Source organism: Ruegeria sp. R8_1 (assembly GCF_017743815.1).
Classification (GTDB): Bacteria; Pseudomonadota; Alphaproteobacteria; order Rhodobacterales; family Rhodobacteraceae; genus Ruegeria; species Ruegeria lacuscaerulensis_A.
The window spans coordinates 19308-34422 of the sequence record NZ_JAGHRL010000006.1 but is presented as its reverse complement, the minus strand read 5'-3'; the positions used below and the strand labels follow the sequence as shown (position 1 = coordinate 34422).

The 15115-nt window shown below is 55.7% G+C and carries 15 protein-coding genes; 6 read left to right on the top strand and 9 right to left on the bottom strand.

Annotated elements, in window-relative coordinates; translation table 11 throughout:
• The first annotated feature begins 61 nt into the window (after nt 1-61).
• From J7380_RS14185 to J7380_RS14175, 3 genes are all read left to right on the top strand, one after another.
• Nucleotides 62-1333 (top strand): ABC transporter permease, encoded by a 1272-nt coding sequence (locus J7380_RS14185; RefSeq protein ID WP_209196443.1) that lies wholly within the window; start codon nt 62-64, stop codon nt 1331-1333.
• Nucleotides 1334-1338: 5 nt separating this feature from the next.
• Nucleotides 1339-2550: an ABC transporter permease gene (locus J7380_RS14180; RefSeq protein ID WP_209196442.1), complete on the top strand. Its 1212-nt coding sequence runs from the start codon at nt 1339-1341 to the stop codon at nt 2548-2550.
• A 162-nt stretch (nt 2551-2712) separates the two neighbouring features.
• A complete protein-coding gene (locus J7380_RS14175; protein ID WP_209196441.1) occupies nt 2713-3930 on the top strand; it encodes an aminopeptidase P family protein in 1218 nt (405 codons plus the stop codon).
• Nucleotides 3931-3951: 21 nt separating this feature from the next.
• Here the strand turns inward: J7380_RS14175 and speB are convergent, their stop codons facing one another.
• Nucleotides 3952-4926, bottom strand: coding sequence for an agmatinase (gene speB / locus J7380_RS14170; protein WP_209196440.1), 975 nt, complete (start codon nt 4924-4926; stop codon nt 3952-3954).
• A 140-nt stretch (nt 4927-5066) separates the two neighbouring features.
• Here speB and J7380_RS14165 point away from each other — a divergent pair, with 140 nt between their 5' ends.
• From J7380_RS14165 to J7380_RS14155, 3 genes are all read left to right on the top strand, one after another.
• Nucleotides 5067-5909 (top strand): glycosyltransferase family 25 protein, encoded by an 843-nt coding sequence (locus J7380_RS14165; protein WP_209196439.1) that lies wholly within the window; start codon nt 5067-5069, stop codon nt 5907-5909.
• A 121-nt stretch (nt 5910-6030) separates the two neighbouring features.
• Entirely contained in the window at nt 6031-6399 is a 369-nt protein-coding gene (locus J7380_RS14160; RefSeq protein ID WP_209196438.1) for a group 1 truncated hemoglobin, read from the top strand.
• Nucleotides 6396-7454 carry an adenylate/guanylate cyclase domain-containing protein gene (locus J7380_RS14155; RefSeq protein WP_209196437.1) on the top strand — a complete coding sequence of 353 codons (1059 nt, stop codon included), beginning with the start codon at nt 6396-6398 and terminating at the stop codon, nt 7452-7454. Before J7380_RS14160 ends, J7380_RS14155 begins: the two co-directional genes overlap by 4 nt.
• Before the next feature lie 6 nt (nt 7455-7460).
• On the opposite strand, the gene J7380_RS14150 is transcribed toward J7380_RS14155, so the two are convergent.
• The 8 genes from J7380_RS14150 to J7380_RS14115 form a co-directional block, all read right to left on the bottom strand.
• Entirely contained in the window at nt 7461-8075 is a 615-nt protein-coding gene (locus tag J7380_RS14150) for a TetR/AcrR family transcriptional regulator (protein WP_209196436.1), read from the bottom strand.
• An 89-nt stretch (nt 8076-8164) separates the two neighbouring features.
• The gene (gene ppk2, locus J7380_RS14145; protein ID WP_209196435.1) at nt 8165-9034 is read right to left on the bottom strand and encodes a polyphosphate kinase 2; all 870 of its coding nucleotides are present in this window, start codon (nt 9032-9034) and stop codon (nt 8165-8167) included.
• Nucleotides 9035-9083: 49 nt separating this feature from the next.
• Nucleotides 9084-10037 carry an alpha/beta hydrolase gene (locus J7380_RS14140; RefSeq protein WP_247742573.1) on the bottom strand — a complete coding sequence of 318 codons (954 nt, stop codon included), beginning with the start codon at nt 10035-10037 and terminating at the stop codon, nt 9084-9086.
• Nucleotides 10027-10944, bottom strand: a complete 918-nt coding sequence (metA, locus tag J7380_RS14135; protein WP_209196433.1) for a homoserine O-succinyltransferase — start codon at nt 10942-10944, stop codon at nt 10027-10029. The genes J7380_RS14140 and metA overlap by 11 nt, the downstream gene beginning before the upstream one ends.
• A gap of 38 nt (nt 10945-10982) precedes the next feature.
• Nucleotides 10983-11855, bottom strand: a complete 873-nt coding sequence (locus J7380_RS14130) for an ATPase (protein ID WP_209196432.1) — start codon at nt 11853-11855, stop codon at nt 10983-10985.
• A gap of 49 nt (nt 11856-11904) precedes the next feature.
• Nucleotides 11905-12801 (bottom strand): DMT family transporter, encoded by an 897-nt coding sequence (locus J7380_RS14125; protein WP_209196431.1) that lies wholly within the window; start codon nt 12799-12801, stop codon nt 11905-11907.
• A 99-nt stretch (nt 12802-12900) separates the two neighbouring features.
• Nucleotides 12901-14025, bottom strand: a complete 1125-nt coding sequence (locus J7380_RS14120; RefSeq protein ID WP_209196430.1) for an outer membrane protein transport protein — start codon at nt 14023-14025, stop codon at nt 12901-12903.
• A 128-nt stretch (nt 14026-14153) separates the two neighbouring features.
• On the bottom strand, nt 14154-15059 hold the full coding sequence (locus J7380_RS14115) for a DMT family transporter (RefSeq protein WP_209196429.1): 906 nt from the start codon (nt 15057-15059) through the stop codon (nt 14154-14156).
• Between the last annotated feature and the right edge of the window lie 56 nt (nt 15060-15115).

Here is a 15115-nt window from a genome sequence, read left to right as displayed (position 1 = left end):
TTCTTGAACACTGGTTGGGGCCGGTTCTGGCCCCAGCCCACCAAAAGACCAAGGGACGCAGATGACTGACGCAACTCAATCCGGTCCGATGCTGGCCGCTGACGGCACGCCGCTGAAGAAATCTCTGGCGCGGTCGCTGCGCCGCCGCAAAATGCGGGCTTTGGCCCTGATTGCACCGCTGCTTCTGTTCGTTCTGCTATCCTTTGTGATCCCGATCGTTTCGATGCTGTTCCGATCGGTTGAAAACGGCATTGTGGCCGAGACACTGCCTCTGACTGTGGTCGAGTTGAAGAACTGGGATGCGGAAAGCGGCGAACTACCGGATGAGGCATTATACGCCGCGTTCACCAAAGATATGGTCGTCGCCATTGACGAAAAGACACACACCCGGCTTGGCTCGCGCCTGAACTATGAGCAGACGGGTATGTCCTCGATGTTCCGTCGCTCGGGCCGCCAGATTAAAAAACTGGACCCTGAAACCGATGGCCCGTTCAAGGACAAGCTGATCGACATTCACGACGGTTGGGGGGATGTCGAAACCTGGCGCACCATCAAGACCCACGCTGTTCCGATCACCAACGGATATTTCCTGAACGCAATCGACATGCGCCGCACGCCCGAAGGTGCGCAGGCGCAGCCTGAGGACAAACAGATCCTGATCAAGCTGTTTGGGCGTACGCTGATGATGTCGCTGATCATCACTGCTTCGTGCATCCTACTTGCCTATCCGGTGTCATATATTCTGGCGACCTTGCCGATGCGGGTGTCGAACCTGCTGATGATCCTTGTGTTGCTGCCATTCTGGACATCACTTCTGGTGCGAACCTCCGCGTGGAAGGTGATGCTGCAGCAGCAGGGTGTGATCAACGAAACGCTGGTCTGGCTGGGGTTGGTGGCGGATGACGCGCGATTGGTGATCATCAACAACCAGTTCGGCACGATCATCGCAATGACGCATATCCTGCTGCCGTTCATGATCCTGCCGATGTATTCGGTGATGCAGACCATTCCTGAATCCTATACCCGCGCCGCGAAATCCATGGGTGCGACCAATTGGACGACCTTCTGGCGCATCTACTTCCCGCAATCCATTCCGGGCATCGGCGCGGGTTCGATCCTCGTGTTCATCCTTGCCATCGGCTACTACATCACGCCGGAAATCGTTGGCGGGACCAAGGGTGTCTTCATCTCGAACCGGATTGCGTACCACATCTCATCCTCTCTGAACTGGGGGCTGGCGGCGGCGCTTGGCACGATCCTGCTGGCGGTCGTTCTGTTACTCTACTGGTGCTATGACAAGATCGTAGGCATCGACAACGTGAAGCTGGGATAAAGACGATGGCAGCACTTACACCAATATCCCGCAAACCCATGTCGGTGGTTCTGCCCGCTGTGGCCATCGCCGGAGGTTTCGTCGGCATGTTTGTCGGGGCCGGGCAGGGCAGTGTCCTGCTGGGCATCGTGATCGGAGCCGCCTTGATGGCCGGTCTGGCCTGGCTTTACATGAATGTCCTGGACAATGAGCGTGTCGCCCGCTGGATCACGATCCTTGGGATGGGCGTGTTGGGTTTTGTGTTCGCTGGGGCGACTGGCCTGATCATCGGCCTGCTGGTGGGGTGGTTTTTTGCCTTCTTCATCTTCTGGCTTTACGAAGGGCGATACCGCCAAAAACTGCTGCCTTATATGACCGGTCGACAGGTGTTCTGGCACTATACGTTCCGGGTGATCTGCGGTGCGATATTTGTGTTCCTGATCACTCCGATCCTTGTGGTTCTGCCACTGTCGTTCAACGCGCAGGATTTCTTTACTTTCACGCCTGAAATGCTGCGGCTGGACCCCGAAGGCTATTCGCTGAAGCATTACCGTGACTTCTTCACCAACAATGAATGGCAGCGCAGCTTCAAGAACTCGCTGATCATCGCGCCGATTGCGACGATCATCTCCGTGTCGCTGGGCACACTGGCGGCCATCGGCCTCAGCCAGAGCCACGTTCCGGGCAAACGGGCGATTATGGGTATCCTGATTTCACCCATGATCGTGCCGCTGATCATCTCGGCCACCGGTATGTTCTTTTTCTACAGCGATATCGGCCGGTTTCTTGAAGGAACTTTGGGCATGGACAAGAACTTTGTGGGCTATGTGAAGGTTATCCTTGCCCACGCGGTTCTGGGCATTCCGTTTGTGATCATCACCGTGACGGCGACCTTGGTCGGCTTTGACCAATCGCTGACGCGCGCGGCGGCAAACATGGGCGCAGGGCCGGTGCGGACCTTCTTCAAGATTCAGATGCCGCTGATCCTGCCGGGCGTGATCTCGGGTGGCTTGTTCGCCTTCATCACCTCGTTCGACGAAGTCGTCGTGGTGCTGTTCGTAGGCTCCGCCAGCCAGAAAACGCTGCCGTGGCAGATGTTCACCGGTCTGCGCGAACAGATCAGCCCGACCATTCTGGCGGTGGCGACGATCCTTGTGGTCATCTCAATTGCGCTGCTGACCACGGTTGAATTGCTGCGCCGCCGGTCCGAGCGTCTGCGGGGCCTTTCCCCCGCTTGACGTACGCCGCGCCGTGATTTAGCCATTGCGATATGCAGCCCGGTCACGATGGCGTCGTGACATCTATACGGGCGCATGGCTCTCGGTTCCCGAGGCCGCTTGTCCTGAACGCCGGGGCTTGTGGCCGGGCACCTTTCGTCCGGCATTGCAGGAGAGAGCATGATGACAGATCTGACAAACCGCCCCGAGTTCTTCACCAGCCATAATGGCGATAAGGCCCCGTTGCCGTTCAGCAAGGCCGAATATGACCGCCGCCTGTCGGGCTTGCGCGCCATGATGGCTGCACGCGATATTCCGGCGGTGCTGCTGACGTCGATGCACAATATCGCCTATTACTCGGGCTTTTTGTATTGCGCCTTTGGCCGGCCTTACGGCTGCGTGGTGACGCAGGACGCATGTACGACGGTGTCGGCGAATATCGACGCGGGCCAGCCGTGGCGACGCTCGGTCGAGGAAAACGTGATCTACACCGACTGGAAGCGCGACAATTACTGGCGTGCAGTGGCCAGCCTGATCGGGGGTGCCAAGCGGGTCGGGATCGAAGGCGACCACATGACACTGGCCGCGCGTGACACGGCACTGGCGATGCTGGGGCAGCCGGAACTGGTGGATGTGGCTGCTGATACGATGGCGGCCCGGATGGTGAAATCGGCAGAAGAGATCGAGTTGATCAAAGGCGGGGCCCGCACCGCAGATGTGGGTGGGGCCGCCATCCACGCCGCGATCCGTGAAGGCGCAACCGAGATCGAGATCGCCATGGCCGGGCGCGATGCGATGGAGGCTGAGATCGCGCGCGCTTATCCAGACGCCGAATACCGCGACACATGGGTCTGGTTCCAGTCGGGCCTGAACACCGACGGCGCGCATAACCCTGTGACCAAACGGGCGCTGCAAAAGGGCGATATTCTGTCGCTGAACACCTTCCCGATGATCTCGGGCTATTACACCGCGTTGGAACGCACCCTGTTTCTGGGCGAACCCGACGCCAACAGCCTGCGCATCTGGAAGGCCAATGTGGCCGCGCATGAGCTTGGCCTAAGCCTGATCAAACCCGGCGCGACTTGCTCGGGCATCACCGCCGAGATCAATCGGTTCTTCGCCGAAGAGGGGCTGCTGCAATACCGCTCGTTTGGGTACGGTCACTCTTTCGGCGTCCTCAGCCATTACTATGGGCGCGAGGCAGGGCTGGAGCTGCGTGAAGATATCGACACGGTGTTGGAACCCGGCATGGTCGTGTCAATCGAGCCGATGTTGTGGATTCCCGAAGGTCAGCCCGGTGCGGGTGGCTATCGTGAGCATGACATTCTGGTTGTCGGCGATGATGGGGCCGAGAACATCACCGGGTTCCCCTATGGGCCGGAACACAACACGATCACCTGATCCAAAGGGTAAGAGGGGCGCTTAGCTCCTCTTGCTACGTTCGTGGAAAATGAAGCCGATGAAATTCAGCAGTACCTGCGCGGCTAGAATCTGCGTGCTCTCAGTCGGGTCGTAATTTGGCGCGACCTCGACCAGATCAATGCCGACCACATCGCCGCGTTGCGCGAGACCTTGCAGGATTTCCAGCACGTCATAATACAGAAACCCCCCGTGGCTGGGCGTGCCGGTGCCTGACGCAATCGATGGGCAAAAAGCGTCGATATCAATCGTCACATAATACCGCGCGCCTTCGGGGATGCGGTCCAAGACACCCTCGGTTCCCAGTTTGCGGACCTGTCGCACAGACAGGATATCGGACCCTCGGGCGCGGGCATCCTCATAGCCTTCCTTTGCGGTCGATGACACGTTGCGGATACCCAGCTGGGTCATGCCCGAGACATAGTCTTTCTCAATCGCGCGCCGCATTGGGTTGCCGTGACCGGCAGTGACGCCGTGGCGTTCATCCACGAAATCCAGATGGGCGTCGATCTGAACCACATGAATCGGGCCGTTTTCCGCGCACTCCTCGGCAAAGGCATTGATGCAGGGGATGTTGACCGAGTGATCGCCGCCGATCGTCACGGGCAGGGCACCGGCGTTCAGGATTTTCTGGACCCCGAACTGGATGTTGGCGTGGCTTTCCTCGGTCTTGGTATGGATGATATCCGCGTCGCCGATATCGACCATCCGGACCGAGCTATCCAGATAGGTCGCGTCATCCTCGTGATCATACGCCCCGGCATGGCCAAAGCTGAACAGTGTCGACGCCTCGCGCACCGCCCGCGGCCCGAACCGTGCGCCGGATCTCCATTGTGTGCCGAAATCGAAGGGTGCGCCCATGATCGCCACATCCGCGTCGATCTGGTCCCAATCTTCGACATAAGGTGACTTGCCAAAGGTCGAAATCCCAACGAATGGCAGGTTCAGACGGCCACTTGCATACCCATGAGACGACATAGCGCGATTCCCGTTTCTTGTTTGTCCGTTGCAGCTTAGAAGCGTTGTCTTAAGCAGGATAGGTTTCTTTGGGGGGTGGATGGGTTGAATGTCGCCCGCCAAGGGTGTCTATCTGAGCGAAAGGTCTGAAAGGAATTGCCGTGGGACAGCACGAACTGCCACCCAAGACAGGTGTGTTCTACATCAATCTGGATCGTGTTCCCGCCCGTCGGGATTTTATGGAACGGCAGTTCGCGCATGCTGGCCTGTCTGCTGCCGTCCGTTTCAGTGCCGTTGACGGGCAGCGAACCGGCGCGTTGGACCAGAACGGCTATGTTCCTGGCACTGGCAGCCGTTGGGGGCTGAAGCAGAGCGAGATCGCCTGTTTCGAAAGCCATCGTGCTGTTTGGCAAGCCGCCGTTGATCAGGACTTGAGGGCTGTGGCTGTTTTTGAGGATGACGTGGAAATGTCCAGCAGTGCAGGGCGCGTTGTCACCAATATTCTGAATGAAAGTTCCAAGTTTGACTTCGTGAAGCTTGATTATTCCCCCCGAGAGTTGCGATTTGGGGCCCTTCAGACCGTTGGCGCAGTTGACGTGCGACCGATGTTGGAGATGGCACCAAGCGCTGCTGCGTATGTCTTGTCCAATGCCGCCTGCCGTAAGCTATTGGCCTGGTCCAACGTCTATTCCGACCATCTGGATGACTTCGTCTCGATCCCGCGTGCGGATTGGCGCATGTTTCAGTGCTTTCCGGCCGTCGGTGTGCAGGTGATCTGGTCTCAGCACCAGGAACAGACGCAAGAGGATGTTAAGGTTAGCGAACGCTCTAGGGATCGAAAAACCAACAGCGGCCTCGACAAAGGGCCCACTTGGTTCCGCTTGCGACGAGAGCTTTTGGCCGCACAGCGGAAACTGTATTGGCGGATGGGTGGCCAAAAGCGGCTGATCCGGCAGGGCGGCTTTGTTGGCTTTATTCCTTGTGCGGGCGATCTCAACGTTTAGGCGCGTCGTTTTGTGGTGCCGCGAGCCCATTCGGTGCTTTCTGCACGTATTAGCGTTAACAAAACTGTCAGTTTGATATAACGTTGTGGTGTTGTTTACGGGTGGCGCACGGGTTCGCAGCATGAGTCAGACGATTTACGAACGCTACGGTGGGTTCAAAACGATCAGTCGGATCGTTATGACGTTCTATGAAATGGCCTTGGATTCCGATCAGATCGGTGGGCATTTTGAAGATATCGATATGCCGCGTCTGATCGATCACCAGACCAAGTTTGTATCGTCTTTGGTTGGCGGACCCGCTTCGTTCAGCGATGAGCGTATCGAGGCCGTGCATCGGCACCTCAATATTTCACACGAGGATTTTGATGAGATGGCTGCGCTGTTTGCGCAGGCGCTTGAAATGCACGGGATGGATGATTCTCATGTTAAAACCGCGCTGGGAGCCATTGAATCGAAACGCAGAATAATCGTTACACGCAGCGCGGCATGAGCATTTTAGCGATAAACGAGCAACTGTTACGCGCCATTGGAGTCGGTGTTGCGGTTGTGCGCGCCTCGGACCTTGGCTTTGTCTTTTACAATGGTCCGTTTTCTGAATGGTTCGGCACACCGGCTGAGGGCCAAACTCTGCTGGACATTTTCCCGACTCTTGATCAGCGTGAGTTGGAAGACGTCAAGCAATCGGGGCTGCGCTATTCCTTCGAGATGCAACTGAAGCCAAAGCGCAGGACTTTGGTTTTTGCGACGGCTATCTCATTGGCCAACGGAGCGGAAGAGCAGCTTTTGGTCATTGAGTGCCAGAACATCACCCGCATTCGTGAACTGGAAAGCATGATCGACAGCTACTCGACCATGGTGGAACGCAATACGCGCGAATTGGAGCGGGAAAAAGAGCGGGTCGAGCGTCTGCTGCTGAATCTGATGCCGCGCGCTGTATATGAAGAATTTAAGACGTTCGGCGTTGTCACGCCTCAGCTGTACGATCAAGTTTCAGTTGTTATGCTTGATTTCGTGGGCTTCACCGACTTTGCCGCCAAGACGGATCCGACGGTTACACTGAGTGAATTGAACGACATTTTCACAGCGTTTGACCGCATCGTCGAACAATTTGGTTGCGAGAGGATCAAGACCATCGGCGACGCGTATCTTGCTGTATCCGGGATGCCGGATGCTACGCCGGACCATGCGACCGCAGTTGCACATTGTGCAGTCCGTTTCCTGCGCTACTTGGAACGTCGTAACGAAAGCCACCCGCACAAGTGGCAGGCAAGAATTGGTCTGGGCATGGGCCCCGCCGTGGGATCTGTGGTTGGGATTCAGAAATACGTCTACGATGTGTTCGGACCTGCGGTTAACATTGCGTCTCGGCTGCAAGTCTTTGCCAACCCAATGAATATTGTCGCTCCGGAAGAGATGAAATATGCGTTGATCGACGAGTTTCAGGTCTCCGACTTAGGACGCGTTGACATCAAGGGTATGGGCGAGATGGATCTGATCAATGTGACATCAGGATTGAGCATGCCTCAGCCTCGATCCCTGTTTTAGGCACTGTCACTCATCTGGTGGTACCAGTCCCAGTCCCCTCAAATAGATGCCGATCCCTGATTCCAGCAAGTCCTCGGGCGGGAACGGAGAGCTTGCACCAGTATTGCGCGCAAACAGCTCTACCACCCCGTGGCTCATGGCCCAGATATGAGCGCTGAACATTGAGGCCGGAGGGCGCTTTTCTGGTGGGATATGTTGGGACAGGTCAGAGGCGGCCTTTTCAAGTACGCTTTTGGCGCGGTTCGCGGCCAGTGACAGCTCCGGCGTGCGATTGAGCGAAACGCCACTTTCGAACATCGCGATATAGTGACCGGGATGCTTGCGAGCAAAGGCCAGATAGGCCCGTCCGGTGGCCTCGAACGCGGCCAAAGCTGACGGCTGCCCCTTGTCGTAGGCATATTGCATCAGATCTGCGAACATCTCGAAACCCTGACGAGCTGCCTCGGCAATCAGATCCTCGCGGCCCTGATAGTGCCTATACACTGCAGCGGGTGTAACCCCGGCAGTCTTTGCGGCCTCGGATAAGGTGAATCCGGTCGGGCCCTTCTTTTCAATCAGCGACAAAGCAGCCTCGATCAGTGCTTGTTTTAGATTGCCGTGGTGATACCCGCGTTTCGTCATCCCCTGATCAGCTGCCTTTGTTGTCGTTGTTTGTTGTTATTTCGACATAATCCGTGACCGGGCTTCGTCCAATAGCAACAGTGGAACACTCATGCATCCCAGATGTCCGGTCCGCCACAGATTTTCGGGTCATTTTTACCGATGGCATCTGCGTCTTTTTCATCATAGTCGACCGCGTGCAGAACCGTCCGGATTGCAGCCAAACGCGCGCGTTTCTTGTCGTCGGAACGAACGATCGTCCAGGGACAGTGGTCAGTATGGCTGCGGGTCAGTGTTTCGCTGATCGATTGCGTGTACTCATCCCACTTACTAAGCCCAGCGACATCAATTGGACTAAGTTTCCATTGCTTGAGGGGGTCAGTTTCGCGCGCAAGAAACCGGTTCAACTGTTCGGCGCGACCGACATTCAACCAAAACTTAAACAACTGGATACCGTCATTGACCAGCCCGGTCTCAAGCGGCAGGACCTGTCGGAAAAATCTTTCGCGTTCATCTGGTTCGCAAAAACCGAAAACGTTTTCGACAACGCCGCGATTGTACCAGCTGCGGTCAAAAAACACGATTTCTCCTGCCGCAGGTAGATGTTGGATATAGCGCTGGAAATACCACTGGCTGCGTTCCTGATCCGAGGGTTTACTGAGCGCAACATTGCGTGCCCCGCGTGGGTTAAGGTTTTCTCGGAACCGTTTGATTGTACCGCCTTTACCTGCGGCATCACGGCCTTCGAAAATAAGCGCGATGCGGCTGCCGGATTCTTTTACCCAAGACTGCATTTTGACCAGCTCGACCTGCAGAGCCTCCATCTGCTTGTCATAGTCCTTACGCTTCATGCGCTCGTTGTAAGGGTATGATGGATTGAGGATGTCGTCTTTGTCGGATTTCTCAATGGCCGAGCGGACATCCTTTGGCGCTTCTTTACGGAAGTATTTTTCAATAGAGCCTTTTTCAGACCGGGCCATACCTCACCTCACAATAAAACCCATAACTTACTATGGATTAGCCGGCGAATTAACGCAAACCTGCCCTTTGGGCTGCGCGATCAATGGCTGCGGCGACTTCGGGGGCTGCGACGACCTGCGGCATGTGGCCAATGCCCTCAAGCTCGATCAGCTCTGCGCCGGGAATCTGTTCGATCAAGCGATGTGAATGCCAACCAAGACCCACGGTGTCATCCGCAGTGCCGTGTACGATCTCGGTCGGTACGTCGATGTTCTTATAGCTGGGCTGCAGGGCGCGCACTTCTTCCAGAAGGTTGGCACGTTGCTTGGCGTTGGCGTGCATCGAAGCACGGCGGATCGTCAAGCCGGGGCCAAAATGGTCAGCATATCCTTCGGGGGCGGTTTGAGGTGCGAAGACGCGATCCAAAGCTTGTTCGACATACCATTCCGGAACAAACGCACTGATCAGCGGCAGCGCCAGCACGTTTCCTGTAGGTGTTGAGGCCATCTTGTTGAACCCATCAAGAGGTGTCTCCCACGGGATGGCAGCAGGCGCGATCAGGACCAGCGCTGAAAGGTTATCAGGACGCGTCACCGCCCATGCCAGAGACACAGCCCCCCCATAGCTTTGCCCAGCTACTATAGGTTTCTTGGCGCCAAGTTTTTCAGCCGCTTTTTGCAAGATTTCCGCTTGCTCTACAATAGTTTCCCCGTTGGGATTAAAGCTGTCGCTATATCCCAAGCCGGGACGGTCGAACACGATAACCCGGTAGTTTTCGGCAAGGATCGGCGCCAGTGCAAAGGTCATGTCCCGTGTGTTGCCACTCGATCCATGGATCAACACAACATCGGGGCCATTACCCATTATGACAGCGTGAATGCCGACGCCATCAACGTCGATGATCTGGCCCTCTGGTGGGAAAGCAGTTTCCGCGCGCGCCTTATTGTGCGACTCGCGCCAAGTGGTGATGACGGCAAGCCCAATGACGAGCAAAAGAACTGTTATAAGCGCTTTAACGGCCAATGTTTTCCATCTCGAACGGGGTAGACTGATAAATCTCGTTGATCCAGTTACCGTAGAGCAAATGCGCATGGCTGCGCCATCGGTTCTGCGGCGGACGGCCTGGATCATCGTCAGGGTAGTAGTTCATCGGCACGTTGATTGGGGTACCGTTCGCCACGTCGCGGTCATACTCCTGTTTCAGCGTATCACTGTCATATTCGAAGTGATTGAAGATATAGATCGCGCGGTGGGCCTGATCCTCGACCAGGCACGGTCCGACTTCGTCACTGCCCAAAAGCGTTTTTAGCCCCGAGGCGGTGTCGATCTCGGATTGTTTCATTTCGGTCCAACGGCTGACAGGGATAACGCAATCGTCCGAAAAACCCCGTAAGAAGGGCGACGCTGGTGCAAGATTGCTGTGACGGAAACATCCAAACGCCTTGGCGTCCAGGATGTGCTTTTTGACGCCGTGGAAATGATTGATCATCGCCATTCCACCCCAACAAACGCCAAAAGTTGAATGGACATTGGTCTGAGTCCACTCAAAGACTTCGCTGATTTCGTCCCAGTAGGTAACATCATTGAACTCAAGATGTTCGATAGGTGCGCCGGTGATAATCAGGCCATCAAATTTCTGATCTTTGACCTCCTGAAACGGGCGGTAGAACTCAGCCATGTGTTCGGCCGCAGTATTTTTCGTGCGATGCTCGGTCATCCGGATCAACGACAGGTCGATCTGCAAGGGCGTCGCGCCAATCAGGCGGGCGAATTGGTTTTCGGTCTGAATCTTTTTCGGCATCAGGTTCAGCAACCCGATCCGCAAAGGGCGAATATCCTGACGCATTGCCTGATCCTCGGCCATGACCATGACACCCTCTTTCGAGAGGACGTCGAATGCGGGCAGGTCGGAGGGAATCTTGATTGGCATCAGTGCAAGCCTTTGGAGTTACAGTGTAGAGGCGGTAGTTAAGCGTGGTGAGCGCGGGTCTCAAGGGTGCGTTCGATCAACTCATCGAAATCACCCGCGTCACGAACGCTGTGCATGTCATTTGCAGTGACCGTCACGCCCCAATTGTCGGCCATCGCCTGATAGCGCGGTTGCCGATGCGCTAACGCGCGTGCATAGGTCCACCGGACAAAAGCATCTGGATCGACTTCGGTCGCGCTGCAGCCTTGTTCTGCCAGATATTCCTCCCAAACTCGTGTTAGGAACTCTGGCTGGTAGGACATCGGTTTAGGGGCCTTGTCGAACCTGCGGACCAACTCGGCGGTGTGGTCCTCATCGCCTTTTAACCAGATCATTAATGTCTGGCGCGACAATTCCGACAAGACCGGATCGCGCGCATCATCAGGATCAACCCACTCGCAAATAGAACCGCCCGTGTCGCAAATGAAATGCGGATATTGGTACAGGCGCTTGGCACGATCAATGAAATATTCGGTGTCCAGAAGAGCGTGAATTTCAGCCAGGCGAAACTGCTCTTGTCTGCGGCGATACTCCGACAGCTCCAACCCGCCGAACGCAGGATCGCCCGGCTTGCCCAGGTAAGCGGCAACAGGGGTCAGGTTTTCGAACGAGATATTCGAGCCGATGTAAATCGAATCCGACAACAGAAGATCGCGCAGAAAAGGGACCTTCATGGCTTGGGCTTTGGCGTTATCGATAATGTATTCGCCCATGTAACGTGTGCCGATACGATAATCGATCGAGTAGTGAAACCAGTCTCCTGAATCCCGTAGCACGTTCGAGACATAGGTTTTGCCAAGCCCTGACATGCCGAAGAAAAGCACTTTCTTCCGCTCTGCGTCCCGCCACTCTTTCGCCGAATTGTAGATCATCGACCGCTATCCCTTTTTTAGACCTTGCTAATTCGGGGCAGCGGCGGCGTCAATCGCGCGCAGCGGATCGGTTAAGTATTAGCAGCCCAAGTCCGAGAACCGCAAAACCTAGATAAGCTTGTACCGGAAGGGCTTCGTCCCTCAGGACACTGCCCAGCAGAATGGCGATGGGCGGAATGACAAGTGTTACTAACATCAGGTTTCCTGCACCCGCCATAGCCAGAACGCGATAATACAAAAGATACGCACCTGCGGTCGCGACCAGGGCGTAATATGAGATCGCGGCCCACGTTAACGCAGGCAGATTGAGCACGGGTATCCCGTCGGTCATCAAGGTTATGGGAAGGATCACCACCGTAGCTCCAGTCAACATCCCCGCTGCTGCAACGGTTGGGGGAAGGTGCGAAAGCGTAACTCTCGCCCATGCGCTGGCGAAAGCGTATGACAGTGCGCCGGCAATGATCGCCAGTTGGGCGACGTTTTGTATGTTAATGCTCGCAAAGTTCCGCCAGCCGATGGCGATAGTCACACCCAGAAAACCTAACCCGACACCAAGGGCGCGGGCTTTAGTCAGCCTTTCGTCCCGGAACAGCATGGCGGCTACCAATACACCGAAAACCGCCGTGGCCGCGTTGAGGATCGAGGTCAGCCCGGTGTCGATATACAACTGACCCCATGCCATAAGGGTGAATGGAATAGCGTTATTCAGCAGCCCCATGACAAGAAACGCACCCCATGTACGCAGGTCGGTCGGGACGCATTGTTGTTTTGCCCAGACTATTAGCCACAAAGCCAGCATCGCCCAGAACACACGATGCAGAACAGAAGTCATGACTGGGATTGTGTCCAAAGCGATGCGGATCGCCAAAAAGGATGCACCCCAGATCAGCCCCAGAAGTAAAAGCTCGGCCCATGCGCGGCCAGAGAGATGTTTTTGATCAGCCATATGTTTGTTTCTCATATCGCCAAGGCTGGAGGCGACCCGAAACATGCGAAAAGGCCCCACCGATTGGGCGGGGCCTTTGAATGGTTTGGATTATTCTAATTAGTCCAGCGCGTAGGTCAGCTGCAGACCGACGCTCCAGGCGGAGTTTCCGCTGAACTCGCCGCCAGTGGTTGTGGTCGCGTCGCCGATATCTGTATAGCGAATACCGCCCGAGATCTGAGTTTTCTCAATCGAGTAGGTGCCACCGACGCCGACGCTCCAGAAACCGTTGGTCGGGCCCAGGTTGGACACCTCGGAGCCTGTGTCTCTTTCATAGCCAAAGGACAGCGCACCCGAGAATTCTTCGGAAAACTGGTAGCCGACACCCAAAGTGTAGGTGAAGGTATCATCTGCGAAGCTCACAAGGTCTGTGTTAGCAAGGCTAGCGAAAACCTCTGGGGTCACATTGGCTTGCGGCCAATCTACCCACCGAACAGATCCAAAAACCAGTGTTTTTGGCGCTACGCCGGTTTGGAAATCCAGATTAACTGATTGTGGCGTCTCGACCCTAGTCGTCGATTCGGTCGGGACAACTATCACACCCGTCGGGCCAAGGCCGTTCACGGACTCAGTTGTGCTGATATCGTGGGTTATTTTGGAGTTGTAAACCAGTGATACACGTGCGGCAATTTCTGGTCGTTCCCAAGCAACACCAACTAGGTATCCGAAGTCTGTTGTGTTGTCGAATTCAACTTCGTACCCAGCTACGAATGGGACCGCGACTTCTGCCTCAATTCGTTGTCCGCGAACGCCACCAATCGCACTAAAGCCGCTGCCAATTTTGTAGCGAAGAACGGCTGTAAGTGCGTCCACGTCTGCATCAGCACGCAAAACGTCTTGACGACCAGCAGCCCCAAAAGGAACGTTCTGAGAAAGTGGGAAGTTCGATGGATATTCGACGTCTGCACCAAAGGGCTGGTCATAAAGAAGCGCAAAATCCAATTTATCCGTCAGGGCCCGTTTGTAGCCCAGACCCGGAGAGAAAAAGCTTTCACCGACGTTTCCGGAATCCACACCGTTCTGCTCACCGCTGATATCTGGGTTTGCGTAACCCAGGCGCGCCTGGACCACCGAACCGTCTTCGAAAATCAGGTTGATGCCCTGACCGCTACGATCAAGTCCTGCGGCATGCACGCCAGTCGCGCCAACGCACAAAGCGCACGCTTGTAGAAGCGCCTTTTTCATGAATTTCCTCCCTTATACTTTCCTGTATGCTGCGCAGTGCTGTGATGTGAGTGCGCGCAGTGTGGTGTTTACTTATGATGCTCAATATTCACTCGGGGTTCATTTTAGCGTCAACTGGTGACGGTGCGTTACTTGCGCTGAGTGTCGCGAGGAACTGTTGCTAAACTGTTACGATTTTCGGCGTGAACGTTCAGAAAGATACCTGCAAAGATCACAACGGCCCCTAAAAGCGTCCAGTGATCCAGTGGTTCTTGGTAGAGAATCACCCCGACAATCGCGATTGTCGGCAGTCTGGCGAAGTCGAAAGGCACCACAATTGTGGCCGGAGCAATCGCCAGAGCGTTCGTAATACAGAAATGCGCAAGCAACCCAGCCAGCCCGACGAGCAGCAGGAAAGGGGCGGTTGATAATGTCGGCAAGGTGATCTGGCCATCGAATGCAGAAGCAGCAAACCCGAGGCCGGCCTGAATGACAGTCAGCCAGAACATAATGCACCCGATGCTTGCGAATTGGGTCAGTTTTTTTGTCGAGATCGTCGTCAGGGCAAAGAATATCGCGGACATGGCGGCAGCCACAACGCCCGCGCTGAGGGGAACGGCCCCCGGACGCGCCACGATGAGGATACCGAGGAATCCGATCAGGGCCGACAGGACCCGAGTTGTGGTCAAACGCTCACCCAGCAAGAGCGGAGACAGCAGGATCACCCAGATGGGCTGCGTGAATTCAAGTGCAAACACTTGCGCCAGCGGAACAACCGAAACGGCGTAGAACCACAGATTTTGCCCGGTGAAATGCAACACGTTCCGAATGCTGTGCAGCCCCAGCCTGTGCGTTGAGACCTGATGCCAATTACCGGTTGCCGTAAGAACAAGGCCGACGACCAAGATGCCGACAATGCTGCGGTAGAACATGATTTCGAACGTGTCATGCGTCACGCTCAGCTCGCGTCCGGCTACCGCCATTGAGGAAAACGAAGCGATCGCACCGAGCATCCATAAAGCGGCCTTGCCGATTTGCGGTCTGGAATTTTCCATGCAAGGCCCTGTTAACTCTGATGTGTATTGTTCTGATACGTAACCGGAAATCTGTC

Bases quoted from the DNA above. Each gene is read 5' to 3' on its own strand.
- J7380_RS14160 (WP_209196438.1), top strand. From the start codon at position 6,031: ATGAGTCAGACGATTTACGAACGCTACGGTGGGTTCAAAACGATCAGT.
- J7380_RS14175 (WP_209196441.1), top strand. From the start codon at position 2,713: ATGACAGATCTGACAAACCGCCCCGAGTTCTTCACCAGCCATAATGGC.
- metA (WP_209196433.1), bottom strand. From the start codon at position 10,944: ATGCCAATCAAGATTCCCTCCGACCTGCCCGCATTCGACGTCCTCTCG.
- speB (WP_209196440.1), bottom strand. From the start codon at position 4,926: ATGTCGTCTCATGGGTATGCAAGTGGCCGTCTGAACCTGCCATTCGTT.
- J7380_RS14155 (WP_209196437.1), top strand. From the start codon at position 6,396: ATGAGCATTTTAGCGATAAACGAGCAACTGTTACGCGCCATTGGAGTC.
- J7380_RS14130 (WP_209196432.1), bottom strand. From the start codon at position 11,855: ATGATCTACAATTCGGCGAAAGAGTGGCGGGACGCAGAGCGGAAGAAA.
- J7380_RS14150 (WP_209196436.1), bottom strand. From the start codon at position 8,075: ATGACGAAACGCGGGTATCACCACGGCAATCTAAAACAAGCACTGATC.
- J7380_RS14185 (WP_209196443.1), top strand. From the start codon at position 62: ATGACTGACGCAACTCAATCCGGTCCGATGCTGGCCGCTGACGGCACG.
- J7380_RS14115 (WP_209196429.1), bottom strand. From the start codon at position 15,059: ATGGAAAATTCCAGACCGCAAATCGGCAAGGCCGCTTTATGGATGCTC.
- J7380_RS14125 (WP_209196431.1), bottom strand. From the start codon at position 12,801: ATGGCTGATCAAAAACATCTCTCTGGCCGCGCATGGGCCGAGCTTTTA.
- ppk2 (WP_209196435.1), bottom strand. From the start codon at position 9,034: ATGGCCCGGTCTGAAAAAGGCTCTATTGAAAAATACTTCCGTAAAGAA.
- J7380_RS14180 (WP_209196442.1), top strand. From the start codon at position 1,339: ATGGCAGCACTTACACCAATATCCCGCAAACCCATGTCGGTGGTTCTG.
- J7380_RS14120 (WP_209196430.1), bottom strand. From the start codon at position 14,025: ATGAAAAAGGCGCTTCTACAAGCGTGCGCTTTGTGCGTTGGCGCGACT.